Annotated in this window: 15 protein-coding genes; 6 read left to right on the top strand and 9 right to left on the bottom strand. The window is 72.1% G+C overall.

What is annotated here, in order from left to right; translation table 11 throughout:
- The first annotated feature begins 76 nt into the window (after positions 1-76).
- From ACIRFH_RS25430 to ACIRFH_RS25410, 5 genes are all read left to right on the top strand, one after another.
- Entirely contained in the window at positions 77-481 is a 405-nt protein-coding gene (locus ACIRFH_RS25430; RefSeq protein ID WP_403525053.1) for a CBS domain-containing protein, read from the top strand.
- A gap of 49 nt (positions 482-530) precedes the next feature.
- A complete protein-coding gene (locus ACIRFH_RS25425) occupies positions 531-839 on the top strand; it encodes an SCO5918 family protein (protein WP_403525050.1) in 309 nt (102 codons plus the stop codon).
- A 232-nt stretch (positions 840-1,071) separates the two neighbouring features.
- Positions 1,072-2,052, top strand: a complete 981-nt coding sequence (locus ACIRFH_RS25420) for a TIGR03557 family F420-dependent LLM class oxidoreductase (protein ID WP_403525047.1) — start codon at positions 1,072-1,074, stop codon at positions 2,050-2,052.
- Between the two features lie 57 nt (positions 2,053-2,109).
- The gene (locus ACIRFH_RS25415) at positions 2,110-2,616 is read left to right on the top strand and encodes a VOC family protein (protein WP_403525044.1); all 507 of its coding nucleotides are present in this window, start codon (positions 2,110-2,112) and stop codon (positions 2,614-2,616) included.
- 158 nt (positions 2,617-2,774) lie between these two features.
- Entirely contained in the window at positions 2,775-4,589 is a 1,815-nt protein-coding gene (locus ACIRFH_RS25410; RefSeq protein WP_403525042.1) for a thiamine pyrophosphate-dependent enzyme, read from the top strand.
- Between the two features lie 13 nt (positions 4,590-4,602).
- Here ACIRFH_RS25410 and ACIRFH_RS25405 read toward each other — a convergent pair whose 3' ends face one another.
- The 7 genes from ACIRFH_RS25405 to ACIRFH_RS25375 form a co-directional block, all read right to left on the bottom strand.
- Positions 4,603-5,832, bottom strand: a complete 1,230-nt coding sequence (locus ACIRFH_RS25405) for an amidohydrolase family protein (protein ID WP_403525039.1) — start codon at positions 5,830-5,832, stop codon at positions 4,603-4,605.
- Between the two features lie 641 nt (positions 5,833-6,473).
- Positions 6,474-8,603: an FUSC family protein gene (locus ACIRFH_RS25400; RefSeq protein ID WP_403525036.1), complete on the bottom strand. Its 2,130-nt coding sequence runs from the start codon at positions 8,601-8,603 to the stop codon at positions 6,474-6,476.
- 190 nt (positions 8,604-8,793) lie between these two features.
- Positions 8,794-10,950, bottom strand: coding sequence for a SpoIIE family protein phosphatase (locus ACIRFH_RS25395; RefSeq protein WP_403525034.1), 2,157 nt, complete (start codon positions 10,948-10,950; stop codon positions 8,794-8,796).
- Positions 10,951-11,106: 156 nt separating this feature from the next.
- Positions 11,107-11,964, bottom strand: a complete 858-nt coding sequence (locus ACIRFH_RS25390) for a hypothetical protein (RefSeq protein ID WP_403525031.1) — start codon at positions 11,962-11,964, stop codon at positions 11,107-11,109.
- Between the two features lie 238 nt (positions 11,965-12,202).
- A complete protein-coding gene (locus ACIRFH_RS25385) occupies positions 12,203-13,270 on the bottom strand; it encodes an aromatic acid exporter family protein (protein WP_403525028.1) in 1,068 nt (355 codons plus the stop codon).
- Between the two features lie 60 nt (positions 13,271-13,330).
- A complete protein-coding gene (gene zwf, locus ACIRFH_RS25380; protein ID WP_403525025.1) occupies positions 13,331-14,764 on the bottom strand; it encodes a glucose-6-phosphate dehydrogenase in 1,434 nt (477 codons plus the stop codon).
- Positions 14,765-14,791: 27 nt separating this feature from the next.
- A complete protein-coding gene (locus ACIRFH_RS25375) occupies positions 14,792-16,255 on the bottom strand; it encodes a sugar porter family MFS transporter (RefSeq protein ID WP_403525023.1) in 1,464 nt (487 codons plus the stop codon).
- A 467-nt stretch (positions 16,256-16,722) separates the two neighbouring features.
- Here ACIRFH_RS25375 and ACIRFH_RS25370 point away from each other — a divergent pair, with 467 nt between their 5' ends.
- Positions 16,723-17,094 (top strand): DUF488 domain-containing protein, encoded by a 372-nt coding sequence (locus ACIRFH_RS25370; protein ID WP_403525019.1) that lies wholly within the window; start codon positions 16,723-16,725, stop codon positions 17,092-17,094.
- Here ACIRFH_RS25370 and ACIRFH_RS25365 read toward each other — a convergent pair.
- Together ACIRFH_RS25365 and ACIRFH_RS25360 are read right to left on the bottom strand one after the other, a co-directional pair.
- Positions 17,086-17,619, bottom strand: a complete 534-nt coding sequence (locus tag ACIRFH_RS25365) for a DUF488 family protein (protein WP_403525016.1) — start codon at positions 17,617-17,619, stop codon at positions 17,086-17,088. The genes ACIRFH_RS25370 and ACIRFH_RS25365 overlap by 9 nt on opposite strands.
- Entirely contained in the window at positions 17,616-20,153 is a 2,538-nt protein-coding gene (locus tag ACIRFH_RS25360; RefSeq protein ID WP_403525013.1) for an ATP-dependent Clp protease ATP-binding subunit, read from the bottom strand. Before ACIRFH_RS25360 ends, ACIRFH_RS25365 begins: the two co-directional genes overlap by 4 nt.
- Positions 20,154-20,219 lie beyond the last annotated feature (66 nt).

The following is a 20,219-nucleotide window of genomic DNA, read 5'->3' as shown; positions in this document are numbered from 1 at the left end:
ACCGGGCGAACGTCGCCTGCCGCGGCACTAGAACCGCCCGAACCGGAAAGCCGTCCCATCCCCCCAGGAGGCACCTTTGACGTTGCTCCAGACGCATGCCCGCCCGAGGAACACCGACACCGCGCACAGGACGGCCGCCGAGGCCATGGACGCGGCCGGGCCCCAGGTCTGGCACGACATGACCGTCGAGGTGGCGTTGTCCGTCATGGCCGCCGCCCGCACGTCCCACCTCGTCGTCTGCGACGAGGACGGCCAGTACACCGACCTGGTCACCCGGGCCCGGCTGACCGCCGTGCGGGGCGGCTCCGGATACACGGACCGGGTCCGGCTGCGCGACATCGCCGACGGCGACGGGCCCTTCGCCTCACCGCTGACCACGGTGGCCGAAGCCGAGCACGCGATGCGGCACCGGCGGCTCGGCGCCCTGCCCGTCGTCGACGAACACGGCAACGCCCTGGGCGTCCTCGCCCTCTCCCGCTGAACCGCCTCACCCCGCTCGGCCCGTCCCCCTCTTCCCGCTGTGAGGCATCATGCGCTGTGTCATCGCCCGCTTTCCGTTCGAGCTCACCAAGGGGGGTGTGCTGGAATCGATGAAGGGTGTCAAGCCCGAGCCGGTCACCGGCGACTCCGTGATCATCGGGCGCCGCCACTACCCCGCCAAGCAGGTTGGCCAGGTCGTCACCCGCCAGGACCGCCGCGACTTCAGCGGCGACGAAGTCCTCCGGGCCATGTCCCGCCTCGGCTTCACCTGCCGCACCACCCCCGAGGCCGCGACCGCGAGGATCGTCGATCCGCTCCGACGTGCTTCCACGATGCTCGGCGCCCCTGTACCGGTCTGACCGACGGAACAGGCACGAACCGAACAGCGGTGAGGGCCCCACCGGTCGCGCGGGTGGGGCCCTCACCGCGTGCCGCGGCGATCCGGGCACGGCACCACGGTGCCGCGGACGCGGACCGTTCGAGTGACCGCTCCGACACGGCAGGGCCGTCTCCCGCCCGTCCCCTCCTCGGCCTGGCAGTGTGCGAGTGGTCCGTGAGGCCGAGCCGACGACCGAGGGGAACGAGCGACGCATGGAGATCGGGTACAAGCTGGCTTCCGAGGCATTCGCCCCCGGGGAACTCGTCCGCCAGGCCGTCGCGGCAGAGGCCGCGGGTTTTGACTTCGTGGAGATGAGCGACCACTTCCACCCGTGGCTGGACAACCAAGGACACTCGTCCTTCACCTGGACGGTGCTGGGCGCCATCGCGGCCAGGACCGAACGCATCCAGCTGGCGACCGGCGTGACCTGTCCCACCGTGCGCTACCACCCGGCGATCATCGCCCAGGCGGCGGCCACGCTCGCGCTGGTCTCCGACGGGCGCTTCGTCCTCGGCGTGGGATCCGGCGAACGCCTCAACGAGCACGTCGTCGGCCGGGGGTTCCCCGACACCGTCCGGGTACGCCACGAGATGCTGAGCGAGGCGCTGGAGATCATCCGCCTGCTGTGGAGCGGCGGGTACCGCTCCTACGAAGGCAAGCACCTGCGGCTGGAGGACGCACGGGTCTTTGACCTCCCGCCCGAGCCCCCGCTGATCGCCGTGGCCGCCGGCGGCCGGAACTCGGCACGGATCGCCGCCGAACTCGGTGACGGCCTGTTCGCCACCGAGCAGAAACCGGAGATCGTCGGCCACTACCGGGAGGCCGGCGGCACCGGCCCGAGGTACGCCGAGGTCCCCATGGCCTGGGCCGAGGACGAGCACAGCGCCGCCCGGGCCGCCCTGGAGACCTCCCGGTGGGCACTGACCGGCTGGAAGGTCATGAGCGAACTGCCCAACCCGGTCAACTTCGAAGCCGCGACCGCCACCGTCCGCGAGGAGGACATCCTCGGCAAGTTCGCGTGCGGCCCCGACCGGAACCGCTACCTGCACGTCGCCCAGCAGTTCGTCGACGCGGGCTTCGACCGGCTGGTGATGCAGAACGCGGGCCCCGACCCCGACGGCTTCATCGACTTCTACCGGCGAGAACTCGACGAACCCCTCCGCCGCATGACTCCCGGCTCCCCGACGTCCTGACCTGCCGTGCCGGACCAGCAGAGCGGGACGCGGCCGGCGGCGCGGAAGAACCCGGTCGTGCGCGGGATCGACCACGTGGGAGTCACGGTGCCGGACATCGACGCCGCGACCGTGTTCTTCCGTCACGCGCTGGGAGCGGAAGTCCTGTACGACACCCTGCGCCCCGAGGACGGACCGAACCAAGGCCCGTCCATCGAACAGGGACTCGGCGTCCCGGAAGGCACCCGGGAGACGCGCATCCGCATGCTCACGCTTCCGCACGGCCCCGGCCTCGAACTGTTCGAGTTCCGTGCACCCCACCAGAGAGATCCGGTGATGCCCTCCGACCTGGGGTGGCAGCACCTGGCCGTGTACGTCGACGACCTCGACGCGGCGGACCTCCGCGTCGAGGAAGCCGGCGGGACCCGCCTGAGCGGCCCACGACCGCTGCCCGGCGTCGAGGCCGGGCCCCGCAACCGGATGACGTACACCCGCACACCGTGGGGCAGCACCCTGGAGCTGATCACGTACCCGGACCCGCAACCCTATGAGCGGCACACACCACGCCGCCGCTGGCGTCCCTGACGGTCCCGTCACGCCCACTCGCCCGTGAGGGTGGGCCGACCTGATGAAACGCGGCAGGGAGCCGCCCTGCCCGGGGCGGAAGGGGTACGGCTTTGGAGAGGGCTCCTGCCACCGCAGACGCGAACCCTCGGAACACGCCACGCAACGGGAGGCTCCTCATGGGCGACAAGCCCACCGGATCGGCTGCCAGAACCACATCGGACCTGATCGTCGAGCGGTTGCTCGACTGGGGCATCGACACCTGCTTCGGCATCTGCGGTGACCAGATCAACGGATTCTTCGAGGCGCTGCGCACCCACCCGCGGATGCGGTTCGTCCACGTCCGGCACGAGGAGAACGCGGCACTGGCATGTGTCGGCTACGCCAAGTTCACCGGCAGGCCCGCCGCGTGCGTGGCCACCGCCGGCCCCGGCGCGGTCCATCTGCTCAACGGCCTGTACGACGCGCGGATCGACGGTGCACCGGTCATCGCGATCACCGGTCTGTCCTACCACGACACCATCGGCGCGCACTTCCTCCAGGACCTCCCGTCCGACCGGCTGCTGGAACACGCCTGCCTGTTCTCCGAGCGCGTCATGGGCCCCGCCCACGCCGTGACCGCCACCGACCTCGCGGTGCGCAGCGCCCTGATGAACCGCACGCCCTCACACCTGGCCGTCCCCATCGACGTCCAGTCCTTCATCCTCGACCAGGACACGGCGTCACCGAAGAACGTGCCCGGCCACCTCTCGCTCGCCCCGCAGCCCTTCACGGTCGTACCCGACGAGGAGCAGCTGCGCGCCGCCGCGGACATCCTCAACAGCTGCGAGCGGGTCGCGATCTGCGCGGGGGCGGGGGCCCGCGGCGCCGGAGAGGTACTGGAGCGGGTGGCCGAGGTGCTCGGGGCGCCGATCGTCAAGGCCGGACTCGGCAAGGACTGCGTGCCGGACGACAGTCCCTACACGACCGGCGGCATGGGGCTCATCGGCACCCGCGCCTCCCACGAGGCGTTCGAGACCTGCGACGGGTTCCTCATCGTCGGATCCTCCACCCCCTACTACGAGTTCTGGCCGAAGCCGGGCCGGGCCCGCGGGGTGCAGATCGACCTCAACGCGGACCGCATCGGCATGCGCTACCCCGTCGAGGCCGGCCTCGTCGGCCACGCCCGGGGCGTGCTGGAACGCCTCCTGCCGCTGCTGGAACGCAAAACAGACCGGTCGTTCCTCGAAACCGCGCAGGAGACCTACCGGCGGTGGTGGGACCTGATCGGCGAGCAGGCCGCGAGTTCCGGCACCCCCATGCGGCCGCAGGTGGTGACCTGGGAACTGTCGAAGGCGCTCCCCGACCGGGCGATCGTCACCGGTGACGCCGGCACGGTCACCGCGTGGGGCGGCCGCCTGCGGCTGCGCAAGGGCATGCAGTACTCCTTCTCCGGCACTCTGTGCACCATGGGCTCCGCCCTGCCCTACGCCATCGGCGCCCAGTGCGCCCACCCCGACCGGCCGGTCGTCGCGTTCACCGGTGACGGCTCGATGAGCATGGGCATGGGCGAGCTGGCCACCCTCGCCCAGTACGACCTGCCCGTCAAGGTCGTCGTCCTGCGCAACGACGCCCTGGCCCTGGAGGTGTGGGAACAGACCGCCCTGCTGGGCAACCCCCAGACGGGCTGCGAACTGCACCCCGTCGACTTCGCCGCCGTCGCCCGCGCGTGCGGTCTGCGCGCCTTCCGCATCGACGACCCCGCCCAGGCCGCCGAGGTGTTCGCCGAAGCCATGGCGACCGACGGTCCCTGTCTGGTCGAAGCCGTCACCGACCCCTACGAGGCACCCTTCGGCGAGAGCCTCCAGCCCTCCCACGCCCAGCACATCGCCCAGGCGTTCGACCGGGGCGAGCCCGCCGCCCGGAAGATGGCCCGCAACCTGCTCGAGGACGACCGGGTCGCCCTCTCCCCGGCCCTCCAGCAGCACTACGACGACCTCGCCCGCCACCGCTGACCCCCGGTTCCGTTCACGGACGCTTGTGGACGACGCCTTCCTTCATCACGAAGTCGACCTCGCCGGTGATCCCGATGTCGGTGAACGGGTCGCCGGGCATGGCGATGACGTCGGCGGTCCGGCCCGGTGCGAGGACGCCGAGGTCGTCGAGTCCGAGCAGTTCGGCGGCGACGCTGGTCGCGGCTCTCAGGGCGCGGACCGGAGTGATGCCGGTGGAGACCATGGTGGGGAACTCCTTCCAGTTCTCCGCGTGCGGGAACATGCCGGCGTCGGTACCGAAAGCGATCTTGACGTCGGAGTCCGCGACCTGGTCCGCGCCGTCCAGCAGGGCCTTCTGATGGATCGCGTACTTGCGGCGCTTGACGGCGGGCTGGCCGGCCCAGAAGGCGTCGTCGTCGACGTGGCGGGCGTCGTCGAGGGTGGTGAACTGGGTCGGCACCAGATAGACACCCTTGTCGATCATGAGCTGCAGGGTGTCGGCGGTGGCGAGGTTGCCGTGCTCGATGCTGCGCACCCCGGCGTGCACCGCCCGGCGCACCCCCTCGTCGCCGTAGCAGTGCGGCGTCGCGTGGCGGCCCAGATCGCGGGCGGTCGCCACCAGGGCGTCCATCTCCTCCTGGCTGTACGTCGTCTGCGCCGGATCGTCGGAGGGGCTGGAGAACCCGCCCGTGGCGCCGAACTTGATCCAGTCGGCGCCGGCGCGGACCTCGGTGCGGACCCGGCTGCGGATCTCGTCGCAGCCGTCGGCCGAGGCCAGCTCCATCAGCCGGTGCGGGCCCTGGTACTCGCCGGCCAGCACCCCCGAGAAGTCGCCGTGCCCGCCCCGCGCGGAGATCAGGTGCGGGGCCACCAGCATGCGCGGGCCCTCGATCAGTCCCGCGGCGATCGCGTCGCGCAGATCAAGGGTGTTGTAGCCGGCGTCGGCGGTCATCAGGTCCCGGATCGTGGTGAACCCGTTGAGCAGCATCGTCCTCAGCACCGGGATCGTCGCCAGCGCGGTCGCCGCGGCCGAGCGGGTCAGGACCGGGAAGATCGCCGGGGTGATGGTGACGTGGGTGTGGCAGTCCATGAACCCGGGGGTCACCGTGTGCCCGGACAGGTCGATCACCACGGCGCCGTCAGGTCCGGGGATCTTCCCGGCGATCTCGGTGATCCGGCCCTTCTCGACCAGGATGTCGCGGACTCCGGTGGGTGTGTCGCTCAGCCCGTCCCACACGATGGCACCGGTCAGCAGGGTGGTCATCGGCAACCCTTTCGGTAGGAGGCCGCACGACGGGCCGGAGAGCCGCCCGTCGGCACGCTCGACATCGATGGCTTCCCCCAGTTCCATCAGGGCACCGTCCGCCGTCGCCGGCAACCCGGGGGAGGGGCGACGGCTCGGCGCCGTGCCGGCCAGGACGGACTCGGGCGACGTCGTCGTGACCGTCCGGGGGCGCGAAGGCGGTGAGCAGGTGGTCGCAGGCGGCTTCGGGCGGCGGTGCCGGGCCGGCGAGCCCGCTCAGGACGGCTTCGAGGCAGCGGCCGAGGTGCCGGACTGGAGGTGCGGGAGCTGTCGATCGGCAGCCGGCCGGCGCCCGGCGCCGACCCGGGAGAAACCCGGCACGCCGGACGGACCGGCCCCGCCCGCGTCCGCCGGGGCTTCCGGCACATCCGCCCGGCGGCCACCTGCCCGGCCCGGGCGCCGGTCCCTCCCGGCCCGGCCCCGAACGATCACCGGGCCGAAAGAACGCCCGGCCGGCACCCCGCCACGACGCGCACACCCCGTGAAGCACGGCCGACGCAACGACGGACGGAGAAGTCGGCCGCCCCACGGCCCCGCCGCACAGGTCGAAGACCAGGCCGGTGCCGGTCCGCCCGCAGGGAACCCTCCGGGAGGCTCTCCGTCTACGCGGCCGCCCCCGACGCGTGGTGCACCCGGTCCCGCCCGCGGTGCCGACGGGCCGCCGCCGCGTCGAGCTCCCCGGTCAGGGTCTCGATCGCGGTGACCAGTGCCAGGCAGGAGCTGAGCGCCCGCGCCCGTGCGTGCGAGACGCCGTCGGCCGATTCCGGGTCGCCGAGCCAGGCCAGCCCGCTGGACACCGAGAGCGGGTCGAAGACGTCGCGCAGTGCCCCCGGGCGTACGCCCTCGCCCCCGCCGGCCGCGTCGGACAGCGCGACGAGGTGATCGCCCACCGGCGCGGCGAACTCGGCCAGCTCGGGCACCACGTCGTCCTCACGGTCCGGCAGATGCTCGGCGAGCAGCACCGTGGCGCGGTTGAGGCCGTCGACGCCCGCCATGATGCGCCGGAGCTCGGCCTCGGACCAGCGCCCCCGGTGGCTCCGGGGCTCGTGCGGCAGCTTGCCGACGGCACTGTTCAGCTCTTCGTGGACCCGACGCAGGGAGGTGCGCAGGGTCTCCATGCCGGCCCGGTCCACAGAGGCGACGTCCGAGTAGCCGGTCAGCACGACGGGCAGCAGGCGTGCCTGCACTCGCAGCCACCGGGCGAGCAGGACCGGGACGTGCCGGTGGTGCCACGTGGGCAGCAGCAGGAAGATCACCAGTGCGATGAGGGCGCCGAGCACGGTGTCGGCAGGGCGTCCGAAGGCCACCGGGCCCTCCGGAGTGCCGATGTCGTGGATGAGGAAGACCAGCCACGCGGTGAGGACGATGTTCAGTATGTGCTGACCGGTGCGCAGCAGGGTGAACGACAGCACGGTGAACACCACGACGGCGATGGCGAGCGCACCGTGGCCCCAGTGGTACTGGAGCAGCCCCCAGGCGATGAATCCGCCGGCGATCGTGCCGATCGGCCGGCTGATGCCGCGGGCGAAGGTGTGCTCGTAGTCGGGGAAGAGCACCAGCATGGTGGTGAGGGCGGCCCAGAAGCCGTGCGCGGGCAGGCCGTGCCCCCAGAAGTCGCCGACCGCCCGGCCCGCGGCCTCCGCCACGGTGGTGCCCACGCCCACGCGTACGGCGTGCCGGAACAGGGGGTCGCCGGGCCGCAGCGCGGCGGTCAGCCGGCGCGCGCCACCGGACAGCGGGCCCGCGCCGGAGTAGAGCGCGGAGACCTCCATGTGCGGCACCGGCCGGTCGCCGCGCCGCAGTTCGACGGAGAGGTCCGCCAGCCGCTCGGCCTCGGCGATCTTCGGCAGCAGGCTCTCGGCCGGCCGGCCCCGCCAGGCGGCCAGCTCGCGCAGGCACTCCTCCGGAGCCTTGTGCGGACGGCCCGAGGCGACCGTGCGGGCGACGGCCTCGAGGGCCTCGGCCACGGAGCGGTACGGCACTCCCCTGGCGCCCTGTTCGGCGTAGAGGGTGCGGCGGATGCGTTCGGCCTCGCCGAGCAGGCCGTAGAGCGGGGCCGCGGCCGGGCGGGCGAACTGCGGCAGCAGCCCGAGCGCCGACCGCGCCGCGGAGAAGGACGCCGAGGCGGGCCGCGCCGTGCCCGCCGTTTCGGCTTCCTCGCGGGCGTACGAGGCGAGGAACCGGTACACGTCCGCGAGCTTGCGTCGCTGTGCGGCGTGCCGGCGGCCGTACGGGGGAAGCAGTTGGGCGAGGACGGTCAGGGCGCAGCCGGCGGCGATCCACTTGGTCATGTCGAAGCCGGCGGACAGGCCCGGCGAGATGTCCGCCGTGATCAGCAGGCCGATGACCACCAGATAGGCGCGGATGCCGACCGCCCGGCCCAGTGCCCACCAGAGCCCGCCGAGGAAGGCGACGGGGGCCAGGACGATCAGGAAGTACCAGTGGAGCGGCTGGAGGACGACGCCCAGCGCGACCGCGCAGCTGAAGGCCAGTGCCATCGCGAGGGCGTTGACGAAGCGGTGCCGCATGGGCGTGAGCAGGGTGCCGATGCCGCAGATGAAGGTGCCGACGCTCATCATGGTGGTGGCCAGGACGTTTCCGGTGGCCCATCCGATGACGGCACCGACGGCCACCGCCAGCACCGCCCGTCCGAGGGTCCAGGGGTTGGCGAACACCCGCTCCGTCCGGAAACCCTTGCGAACGGCGTGCGTCAGCGATGACGCCCAGGCCATGGGCCCCACACTCCCTGTCCGTGTCGTGAGCTTATAGATGTATGCTACACCTAACTTGTTGGTCCTACAAGGAGCCGGCGCCCCCACGGGACCGACACGACCGCGGCCGCCGGGTCGGGCGAGCTGAGCACGGGGGTGCCGAACCGGCCTCCGTCGCGCGCACGTGGTTCGGCCGTTCACCCCGCCGGTGTCATCGACCGGCGGCACCGGAGGGCCGGCCGTGACCGGTCCGGGCGCCACCGCTGTGGTCACCGGTCGCGCCGGCCGGGCCGGGCGTCAGACAGGCGAGGAGGAGCGCGGCGTCGTCGCGCGAGCCCGGGTGGCGCATCTGGTCCAGGAGAAGGTCACAGGTGTCCTCCAGGTCCTGCGGAGCCTTGGTGAGCAGCTTCAGGAGGAGCTGGAGCCGGTCGTCGATGGCGTCGGTCCGGGTCTCGACGAGGCCGTCGGTGTAGAGCAGGAGCCTGCTGCCGGCGGTGAGGGCGAGGCGGTGGGTGGTGAACGTGCTGTCCCCGATGCCGAGCGGGGGACCGGGCGGCGGGTCGATCAGTTCGGCGGCCCCGTCGGGACGGACCACGACGGGCGGCAGATGACCGGCGGAGGCGAACTCGCAGGTACCGGAGTCGGGCCGGCAGGTGAGGTACGTGCAGGTGGCGAAAGGGGACTCGAGGTCTTCGGCGAGGCGGTCCAGTCCGTACAGGACGTCGGCCGGGGGCAGGCCGAGATGGGACAGCGTGCGGGTGGCGGTACGCAACTGACCCATGGCGGCCGCGGCCGTCACGCCGCTTCCCATCACGTCCCCGATGACGAGGGCGGTCCCGCCGTCCGCCAGGGGGAGCACGTCGTACCAGTCGCCTCCGATCTCGGAGGTGTCGTCGGCCGGCCGGTAACGGGTGGCGATCTCCAGCCCGGCGCGGCCGGGGGCCCTGCGTGGCAGAAGGCTGCGCTGCAGCGCGAGGGCGGTGTCGCGTTCGTGCCGGTACCAGCGTGCGTTGTCGATGCAGATCGCCGCCCGGTCGGCGAGTTCGACGGCGAAGTCGCGGTCCTCCTCGTCGAAGGGGCGCGGATCGTGGACGCGCAGAAGGGACAGGGCGCCCAGGACGCAGCCGTGCGCGTTCAGGGGGACGGCCAGGTAGGAGTGGGCGCCGGCACGGGTGAGGATGTCCGAATCGGGCCGGTGGCCCAGACGCCTGAGGGTCTCGGCCGTCAGGCGTGGCACCAGCACCGGCCGGCCCGTCGTGACACACTGCGTGACCAGGCGGTCCGCGGCGTAGACGGCCACCTCACCGACGGGGTCGGCGGCCCGGGCGGCCTCCGTCGGCGGGCGGGCGGCGACGGCCAGCGGGCGGAAGGCCGCGCCTTGACCGGTGTCCGGCAGGGCGGGGTCGGCGGCGGTGAAGATGACGTCGAGAACGTCGACCGCGGCCACGTCGGCGAGGTCGTCCACCGCGATGTCGGCGAGTTCGTGCGCGGTGCGCTCCAGGTCGAGGGTGGAGCCGATGCGTACCCCCGCCTCGGCGAGCGTCGCCAGGCGTCTGCGTACCCGGTTCGCCTCGGACGCGGCCCGGTGCCGCTCGGTGTCGTCGATCACGGTGGCGGCGGCCCCGAGGATGCGGCCGCGCTGGTCCTGGAGCCGGTAGTAGGACGTGGACCAGGCGTGTTCGCGGCGGGGCTCGGGGTCGGCCGGGGTGGTGCTGAAGGTGAGCTGGTTCAGCAGCGGCTCGCCCGTGGCCAGCACATGGTGCAGGGCCGCTTCGATCGGGCCGCTGTCGGGGACCGGGATCACCTCGGACAGATGCCGGCCCACGGTCTCGTGAGCGGGCCGGCCGTGGATCTTCTCCAGTACCGGGTTGACGAGCAGGTAGCGGAGATCGGGATCGAGTACCGCCAGGCCGAACGGGGCGTGATGGAACAGGCGTGACGTCAGTGCCAGCCCGGTCTCCAGCTCGCGCAACTGCGTCTGGTCGGTGGCGATGCCGAGGGCGTAGCTGTGGTGGTGATCGTCCTGGAGCGGCACGTTGCGGAATTCCGTCTGGCGCACCGTGCCGTCCTTGCAGAGGATGGGGAAGCCCCCCGCCCACGGCTCCCCGCCCAGCACACGGCCGAACAGGTCGAGCACCCGGGGCCTGTGCAGCGGGTCGATCAGGAGATCCGCCGCGTACTGCCCCAGCGCCTCGGCGGAGCTGTAGCCGAAGAGGCGCTCCGCCTCCGGGCTCCACAGGACGATCCGCCCCTTGTCGTCGAGCACCGTCGCCGCGACACCCAGCAGATCCAGCAGGCCGCTGGGTGGGGAATCGAGTTCGCCGTTCTCCGGGCCGGCCGAGCCGGCCGCGGCGTGGTACCGGTCCATGTCGACCCTCCTCTGCCCGCCGCCGGGACCGAGGTGCCATCTCAGCACACAGCCATCCTCCCCCCTCGCCCCTTACGGCGCATGCCGTCGATCGGGAGGGGCGGGCGGAGGGCGGTCACCGCAGGGGACCGCGGCCGGCGGCCCCTGGGCGGGCGGTCAGCCGTGCCACCACGGTTCCCGCACGTACAGGCTCTCCTCGCCCGCGCACCCCACGCCGTCGGAGACTTCCTCCGTGTCCAGGTTCCAGCCCACGACGCCGCTCCCCTTGCGGCTCAGTTCGATCAGGCGGTTGCTCTCGGTCCGTGTGTCCTCGGTGACCCGGCAGCGGACGATCGAGGTCCACGCCTGCCCGTCCAGGGCCGAGACGAAGCCCAGGACGGGGAGTACGACGGCGGTCAGGACGAGGGCCACCCACTGTTCGAGGGCCGCCGCCCGGCGCAGCCAGGGCGCCGGACGGTAACCGCGGCCGTCACCGGACGATCCGGGAGCCGTCTCCCGCCCGGCGCGGTGTCCGTGGTGCCGCCGTCTGCCGGTGCGGTACTCCACGACGACGCCCTGGCGCAGCGCGTAGGCGGCCAGTCCGGTGCCCAGCCCCCACCAGGGGCCGAAGAAGCAGGCGTCCACCACTCCCGTCGCGACCGGGTTGACGACGGTCAGCGCCGTCCGCTGGAGCGCCCGCAGGACGCCCCCCGCCACCGGGACCGCGCCCCGCGCCGCGAACAGGGCGAACACGACCCGGGAGGTGACGACGGCCAGCACCGAGGCGAGGAGCGGATCGGTGAGGACCATGCCGATCAGTACGTTCGGCCAGTTCTCGGGTTCCATGGCGACGAACACGTCACGGGCCGCGCCACCGCCCCCCACCGTGTACGCGACCTTCGTCACCGGAACCGCGAGGGCCAGTGCCAGGAGGACCGTGTGTCCGGGGCCGCCCTTGCGGTCGACGGACCGGGCCGACTCCTCCTCGTCCCGGCCGGTGCTCCTCCCGTCGCCCGTGTCCGCGCTCTTCGCCACGGTGCCTACCGGTCGTCGTGGGCGACGGCGGGCCGGCCGACGGCCGGGGCGGTGAGGAAGCGACCGGCCGCTGCCTGCACGGGAGGGGCGTCGGTGATGTGCGGGGGAAGAGGGAAGGGCACGCTCGTCCTACTCTCCGAAGGGCCGGGTCCCTCGCAGTCTCGGCCGCGACGCGTCCGACGGCGACCCGGGACGCCCGCGCCGCGGCACGGATACCGCTTTTCCGGTGACGGGTGCCTCAGGCCCAGGGCCGTCGCCGGCGTCGCGGCCGGGGCGACCACCGCAGTCTCGGCGGAATGCCGACGGGGAGATCGGCGGCGCCCTCGTGCAGGGCGCGTTCGGCCTCGTCCGCGTCGGCGCCCGCGAAGACCAGGATGTCCCCGGCCACCAGCCGTACGCTCTCCCACACGGCGACCGGGAGAGCAGGGCCTCCCTCGGCCTCCGGAGCGCTCCGGACGATGCCGAGGGTCCACCGGATCGCGTGCTGCCGCACGGCATGGTTCGCGGGGGCGGTCGCCAGCACGGTCAGGACCTCGGACAGCTCCCGCACCGTGCGGGCGAAGGCCTGCCGGTGTCCCGTGCCGAGGGCCGAGGCGCCGCGGATGAGGGTGAGACAGCTGTTGCCGAGCAGGTCCAGGTACTTCGTGGTCGCGATCTCCTGGACGACGGGCTCGTGCCGGCCCCGCCACAGCAGGGTGCGCCGGGCGACGGCGATGGCGTCGTCCCGTGTTCCGCCGAGATCGGTCAGCAGCGTGTAGACGGGACGCAGCTCCTCCCACGGCGGGGCGTCGTGTTCTCCCTCCGGCTCGTCCAGCGCCCGCGCCGTCAGGTCCAGGGCACGGCCCAGCCCTTCCAGCGTGGCGGACTCGGCGCGTCTCAGCAGCGCCAGCGGGTGCGGCGGGAAGAGCAGCTGGCTGAACACGAGGGCCACCCCGGCCCCGAGCAGGGCGTCCAGCACCCGGTCGATGCCCGCCTGCTGTCCGGACGCGACGGAGATCACCGCTCCCACGGCGGCCTGGGCCATCGTGATGCGCTCCCCGTCGATGAACAGCGCGACGAGCAACGCGCACAGGACGGCCACGCCGACGGACGGGGCGTCGTGGCCGAGGAAACGGAACGCCAGCTGTCCGACGACGACCCCCGCCACGACCCCGGACAGAACCCGTACGGCGTTGGTGCCCCGCCCTCCGACGGGCGTGTTGAGCGCGACGAGGGTGGCGATCGGGGCGAAGAGCGGGACGTGGTGCGCGAAGACGTTCCTGGCGATCCACCAGGAGAACGCGGCGGCCGTGGCCTGCTGGAGCACAGGCCACAGGTTGTCCCTGACGCGCGGCCACGCCTCGTGCATCGTTGCCCACGCTCGTGATCAGCGCACCTGGCCGTCGTCGAACAGGCGGGGGCCCAGCTCGTGCCAGCTCCGCAGGCCGGGGAGCCGGCCGGCAGCCTGGGGGCCCCAGCTTCCCCGCGCGTACGGCAGGGGCGGGTCCGCCGGGTCGAGCACCGGTTCCACGATGCGCCAGCACTCCAGGATGGCGGGGAAGAAGGCGAAGCACTCGGGATCGCCTTCGACGGCCCCGTGCAGGATGTTCTCGTACGGCAGCTCCTGCCGTCCCAGCACCCGCGCGTAGTCGACTCCGACGGGGACGGCCATCGGCCCGGTGCCCTTCTCGGGCCTGCTCACGATCAGGTCCGCCCTGATCCCGGTGTCGCCGTCGATGCGGAAGCGGATGAGGTTCGGCGGTGTCCGCGTGCTGCCGCCGCCGAAGAGTTCCAGGGGCGGTTCGCGCAGCTCGACCACGACCTCGGTGGCGGTGACGGCCAGCGCCTTGCCGCTGCGGAGGTAGAAGGGCACTCCCGACCAGCGCCAGTTGTCGATGAACAGGCGGGTCGCGAAGTACGTCTCGGTGGTGGAGTCCGGCCGGACACCCGCGACGTCCCGGTAGCCGTCGTACTGGCCGCGCACGGTGTCGGCGGGGTCCATCGTGCGGGTCGCGTGCAGGACCCGCCACTTCTCCAGACCCTGCGCCCGGGCGTTGCCGGCGCTCGGCGGGTCCATCGTCAGGAAGGCCAGGACCTGCAGCATGTGGTTCTGGACCACGTCGCGCAGGCAGCCCACCTTGTCGTAGAAGGAACCCCGGTCGGCGACGTCGAAGTCCTCGGCGAGGGAGATCTGGACGTTGTCCACGTAGGTGCGGTGCCAGATCGGTGCCAGCAGCGTGTTGGCGAACCGGGAGACCATCAGGCTCTCGACCGCGCGGTTGCCCAGGAAGTGGTCGACGCGCAGCAGGTGGTCGTCGTCGAAGTGGGCGCTCAGCTCGTCCTGCAGCTTCCGCGCGGAGTCGAGGTCGTGTCCGAACGGCTTCTCGACCACCAGGCGTGCGTCGCGGTTCAGGCCCGCCGCGGCCAGCGAGGCGGCGACCATGGTGAACAGCGACGGTGGGATCGCCAGGTAGTGCGTCACGAACCCGAATCCCGCCACGGCGTCGCGCAGCCGGGCGAAGGTGCTGTCGTCGGCGAAGTCGCCGGTGATGATGGACAGGCCCGCCGCGAACCGGGTGAAGACCGCCTCGTCGATGTCCGTGCCCGCGGCGACGACCGCCTCCCGCGCGTGCTTGCGCAGCGCGTCGTCGTCCCAGTCGCCGGCAGCCACTCCGATGACGGGCACGGTCAGCCTGCCGGACTCGGTGAGCCGGTACAGGGCGGGCAGCAGCATCTTCTTGGCGAGGTCGCCGGTGATGCCGAAGAGCACCAGGGCGTCGGAGCGTTCCATGTCGGAAGGGCTGAGGACGGTGTCGCTCATCGTGAGCGTCCTTTCTGGGAGGTCGCGTCACCGCACGTGGGCGTCCGCGGACGACGCCGGCGCGTCGGGGCGGTGGCCGAAGCGGGACTGCAGGGCCGCCTGGATCTGTTCGGCATCGCGGTTGCGGGTCTCGGGCAGGTAGCGGCTGACGAAGAAGAACGCGAGCACACAGATCCCGGCGAAGATCCAGAAGGTCTCGCCCTGACCGATCGCGGACGCCAGGGGCAGGAAGGCGAGGCTGACGAGGAAGTTGGACACCCAGTTGACCGCCGTGGCCACGCTCGACCCCTCGGCCCGCACGGAGGGCGGGAAGATCTCGCCGAGCAGCGTCCAGAACACCGGCCCGAGGCCGCCCGCGTACGCGGCGATGTAGACGACCATGAACAGGAGCGTCAGCACCGAGTTCATGCCGACCACGAACGCGAGCCCGAGCAGGAAGATGGTGACCGCCATGAGGCCCAGCGAGACCAGGACCATGACGCGGCGGCCCGCCCGGTCGACCAGGCGGATCGCCACCAGCGTCATGACCAGGTTGATCACGCCGATGAACACCGAGTAGAAGATGGAGTTCGACGCGTTCAGACCGGTCTGCTGAATGATGGTCGGCGCGTAGTAGATGATCGTGTTGATCCCGCCGAACTGCTGCACCGCGGCGAGCGTGAGTCCCACGACGAGGGCCGGTCGCACGTCGGGGGCGAGGAGTCTCCTGGCCCCCTGGCCGGTCGCCCGGGAGTCCCGGGTCCGCTTCTCGCGCTCCTCGGCGATCCGGCGCCGGGCCCGCGCGATCAGCTGGTCCGCCGTGGCCTCGTCGGTGACCGAGGCGATCTCCTTGCGAGCCCTGTCGACCTCGTCGTGGGAGATGAGCCACTGCGGGGATTCGGGGAGGACCCACAGGGTGGCGGCCACCATGAGGGCGGCCGGGACCGCGCCGACGGCGAACATCGCCCGCCACATCTCGCTGCCGGAGAAGGCGAGGTTGACCAGGTAGGCGATCAGGATGCCGAGCGTGATCATCAGCTGGTTCATCGTGAGCAGCCGCCCGCGGATCTTCGTCGGTGAGATCTCGGACAGGTAGACCGGTACCGTCGCCGACGCCGCGCCGACCGCGAGGCCGAGGACGACACGGCCCGCCATGAGCACCGGGTAACCGTTCGCCGTGCTCGCGATCGCCGTACCGATGATGAACACCACGCCGATCATGCCCAGGGCCTTGCGCCGGCCGAGTCGCTCCGACAGCCGGCCGGCCGAGGTGGCACCGATCACCGCGCCGATGAGCAGCACGCTGACCACGCTTCCCTGTTCGAAGGAGTTCAGGCCGAAGTCCTTCTTGATGTAGAGCAGGGCGCCCGACACGACCCCCGTGTCGAAGCCGAAGAGGAAGCCGCCCAGAGCGATGGCGGCCGCCCAGCGGGTGATCTTCCGCTGCCCCTGCGGGGAGACCTCGGTGAGTGGTCCGCGGGTGCCCGGTTCCTTGGAGAAGCCCTGAACCATGTCACTTCCTCATGTCTCGCGCACGTCTCGTCGAGTCCGTCCGGTCAACGTCACCACCCCTTCGGGACGCGTGGAGACAGAAGCGAAGCAATCGGGTGGTTCAGGGGCCGGGAACATCCGGTGGCGGGCGGCGGCTCCCGCCCTTTCGTGTCCCCGGGCGACCGCGTCACGACGGGACGGCGGGAGGCCGATGGCCTGCCCGCCGTCCCGTCCGCTGTTCGTGTCCGGCCGCCACGGCCCTCAGGACTGCGGCCGCTTCCCGTGGTTGGCGGCGTGGTTGCGGCGCGCCTTCTTCTTCCGGCGTCGCTTCGAGGACATGGTCACCCTCCTCCCGTGCAGGTGGGGAGCGTTGCGCATGCTGACCGTTCCACGGTTCCACACGGCTCCGGGCGACGCGACCCGACGCGATGCGGTGCGCGGACCCGACTAAAATGGCACCCAGGTCGTGCGCCGTAGGGAGGACCCTCGTGGCCGGACGGATCGCTTACCGCAGGGTGTACGAGGAACCGTCGCCGCAGGACGGCAGGCGGGTGCTCGTGGACCGCCTGTGGCCGCGGGGGGTGAGCAAGGAGGCGGCCCACCTGGACACGTGGCTGAAGGATGTGGCCCCCTCGACCGAGCTGCGTCGCTGGTACCACCACGATCCCGAACGCTTCGCCGAGTTCCGCCGCCGCTATGTCGCCGAACTGGACGACCCGGAGCACGAGCAGGCCGTCCAGCGGCTGCGCGACCTGGCGGCCCAGGGCGACGTCACACTGCTGACGGCCACCAAGGACGCGGACCACAGCGAGGCCGCCGTGCTGGCCGGGTGGCTGAACGGCGGCGAGTCCTCACGCTGACGCGGGCGGCGGGTAGACGAGGCGCCCGTCCCGGACGCGCGCGTGGGGGTTCAGGGCGGCGGGCCTCGTCGTCGTGGCCGACATGATGTGCACGACCTCCACCCCCGCGACGATCAACGCGTCGGCGATCAGCCTGCGGTGGCAGCGCCAGGGCACCGCCTCACTGCACATGATCGCCGGCCGCCCCCGCGCGGCGAGGCCGAGCAGCTCGTCCAGGCCCTCCTCGAACGCGTCGCTCGCCATGTGGTCGGCGTAGTCACGGAACGCCTTCACCCGCCACGCGCCGTTCTCGCTCGGCACCCCCTCGGGAGTGTGCCGTCGACCGCCCAACCGCGGTATCCGCCGGTACGCGATGTCGGCGGGGAGCGCGTCGACGATCGCGGACTCGTTCCACTGCGGGAACTTCCGCGAGGAGGGGAAGGAACGGACGTCGACCAGATGGGTCACCTCGTTGTTCCGCAGCATCGTCAGCACCTCGTCGAAGCCGCGGGTCGAATGCCCCACCGTCCAGACCCGGTTCGTCACGGAGCCGCGGACGTCGCACCGCCGGGCCCCGCGGGACCTCCGGCGCTCTCGGAGCCGTCGCCCTTCCTGACCGTGCAGTGCAGCGAGTCCTCGCGCACGTCGGCGACGATGGTGTCGCCGGGTTCGGCCTCGCCGCCGAGCAGCAGGTCGGCGATGCGGTTGTCGAGCTCCGTCTGGATCGTGCGCCGCAGCGGACGCGCGCCGAACTCCGGCTGGTGCCCGTGGGCGATCAGCAGTTTCCTGGCGGCCTCCGTGACCTCCAGCCCCATGCCCTGGGCATGCACCCGGCGCTCGCTCCGGTCCAGCAGGTGACCGACGATCTCGCCCAGGTCCTCCTCGGAGAGGCCGTGGAAGACGATGATGTCGTCGATGCGGTTGAGGAACTCCGGCAGGAACCTGCTCCGCAGTTCCCCCGTCAACTCGTCCTTGAGGTCGGACACGTCGCCCCGGTGGTCGAGGATCCGGCGCGCTCCGATGTTGGACGTCATGATGACGACGCAGTGCCGGAAGTCGACGGTGCGGCCCTGGCCGTCGGTGAGGCGCCCGTCGTCGAGGATCTGCAGCAGCGTGTTGAACACGTCGGGGTGCGCCTTCTCCACCTCGTCGAACAGGACCACGCTGTAGGGCTGCCGGCGGACCTTCTCGGTGAGCTGGCCCGCCTCCTCGTACCCGACGTAGCCGGGAGGGGCACCGACGAGACGGGCGACCGTGTGCTTCTCCTGGAACTCGCTCATGTCGAACCGGATCATGCGGTCCTCCTCGCCGAACAGCAGCTCGGCGAGGGTCTTGGCCAGTTCCGTCTTGCCCACGCCGGTGGGACCGAGGAAGAGGAAGGAGCCCACGGGGCGGTCCGGGTCGCCCATGCCGGCCCGGTTGCGGCGCACGGCCCGCGAGACGGCGGTGACCGCCTCGTCCTGACCGACGATCCGGGAGTGCATCTCCTCCTCCAGCCGCAGCAGCCTCTCCTTCTCGCTCGCCGTGAGCTGGGAGACGGGGATGCCCGTACGGCGGGAGATCACGTCCGCGATGTCGGCGGCGGTGACGGAGACGACGCCCTCGCGACGTTCCTCGATGCCCGCGAGTTCGCCCTCCGCCTCGGCGATGTCCTGCTTCAGCCGGGCGGCCCTCTCGAAGTCCTGTGCGGCGACGGCCTGGTCCTGTTCCCGGCGCAGCTTCGCGATGCGGTCCTCGACGCCGACGACCTCGGTGGAGCGGCCGGCGCTGCGCAGGCGTACCCGCGCGCCCGCCTGGTCCATCACGTCGATCGCCTTGTCGGGCAGGAAGCGGTCGCTGACGTAACGGTCGGACAGGTCCGCCGCCGCCGTCAGGGCGCCGTCGGCGAAACGGACCTGGTGGTGGGCCTCGTACACGTCGCGCAGCCCCTCGAGGATCTGCACGGTCTCCTCGACCGTCGGCTCGGGCACCGTCACCGGCTGGAAGCGGCGTTCGAGCGCGGCGTCCTTCTCGACGTACTTGCGGTACTCGTCGATGGTCGTCGCGCCCACCACGTGCAGCTCTCCGCGCGCCAGGGCCGGCTTGAGCATGTTGCCCGCGTCCATCGAGCCCTCGCCCGTGGCGCCCGCGCCGACGACGGTGTGCAGTTCGTCGATGAACAGGATGATGTCCCCGCCCGCCTGCTGGACGTCCTCGATGACCTTCTTCAGCCGCTCCTCGAACTGGCCCCGGTACTGCGCGCCCGCCACCATGCCGGACAGGTCGAGGGCGACGACCCTCTTGTCCTTCAGGGTGTCGGGGACCTCACCGGCCACGATGCGCTGCGCCAGTCCCTCCACGATCGCCGTCTTGCCGACGCCGGGCTCCCCGATCAGGACGGGGTTGTTCTTGGAGCGCCGCGAGAGGATCTCGACGGTCTGCTCGATCTCCTCGGCGCGTCCGACGACGGGGTCGAGTTTCCCGGCCTTCGCCTCGTCCGTCAGGTCCCGCCCGTACTCGTCGAGGGTCGTCGCGGGCTTCCCCCGCTCGGCGGACCGCCCGTCCCCGCGGGCCGGCCGCTCCGTGAGGCCCGTGAGCTTCTTCAGGTCCTCGCCCTCCGCCTTCAGCAGCCGGGCGGCCCCCGTGTCGGCCCCGTCCAGCAGCGCGCCGAGGATGTGCTCGGGCCCGATGTACGACACACCGGACGCCTGGGAACGGGCGTAGGCGGCGGCGAGGGTGCGTTTGGCGGCCGGGGTGAGGCCCGGCTCCGCGGACGGCTCCCCCGACTCACGGGGGAGGACCTCCGCGATCCGGGAGGCGAGCGCGTCGGGGTCCGCCCCGGCCCGGGCGAGCAGCCCGCGCGCGGGGTCGACCTTCGTGGCCGCCCACAGCAGGTGCTCGGTGTCGAGGTCGGACGTCCCGTCCTCCGCGGCCCGCCGCGCCGCCAGGTTGAGGAGCTCCTGCGAGGACTCGGTCAGCAGCCGCCCGATCGGCACCCGCTGCACCGCCGGGGGCGAGGACGTGGGCGACATGCCGAAGAACCGGTTCAACAGGTCGCTGAACGGGTCGGACGAGCCGAAACCGAAGGACGACATCGACATGACAGCTCCTGGTGCAGCGACGGCGGTCCTTCCACCGAAGCGCGTCGCCGAGGGCCCCGCAACCCG

Origin of the sequence: Streptomyces sp. NPDC093586, from assembly GCF_044764905.1 — a bacterium.
Classification (GTDB): domain Bacteria; phylum Actinomycetota; class Actinomycetes; order Streptomycetales; family Streptomycetaceae; genus Streptomyces.
This window is presented reverse-complemented; position numbering and strand designations above follow the sequence as displayed.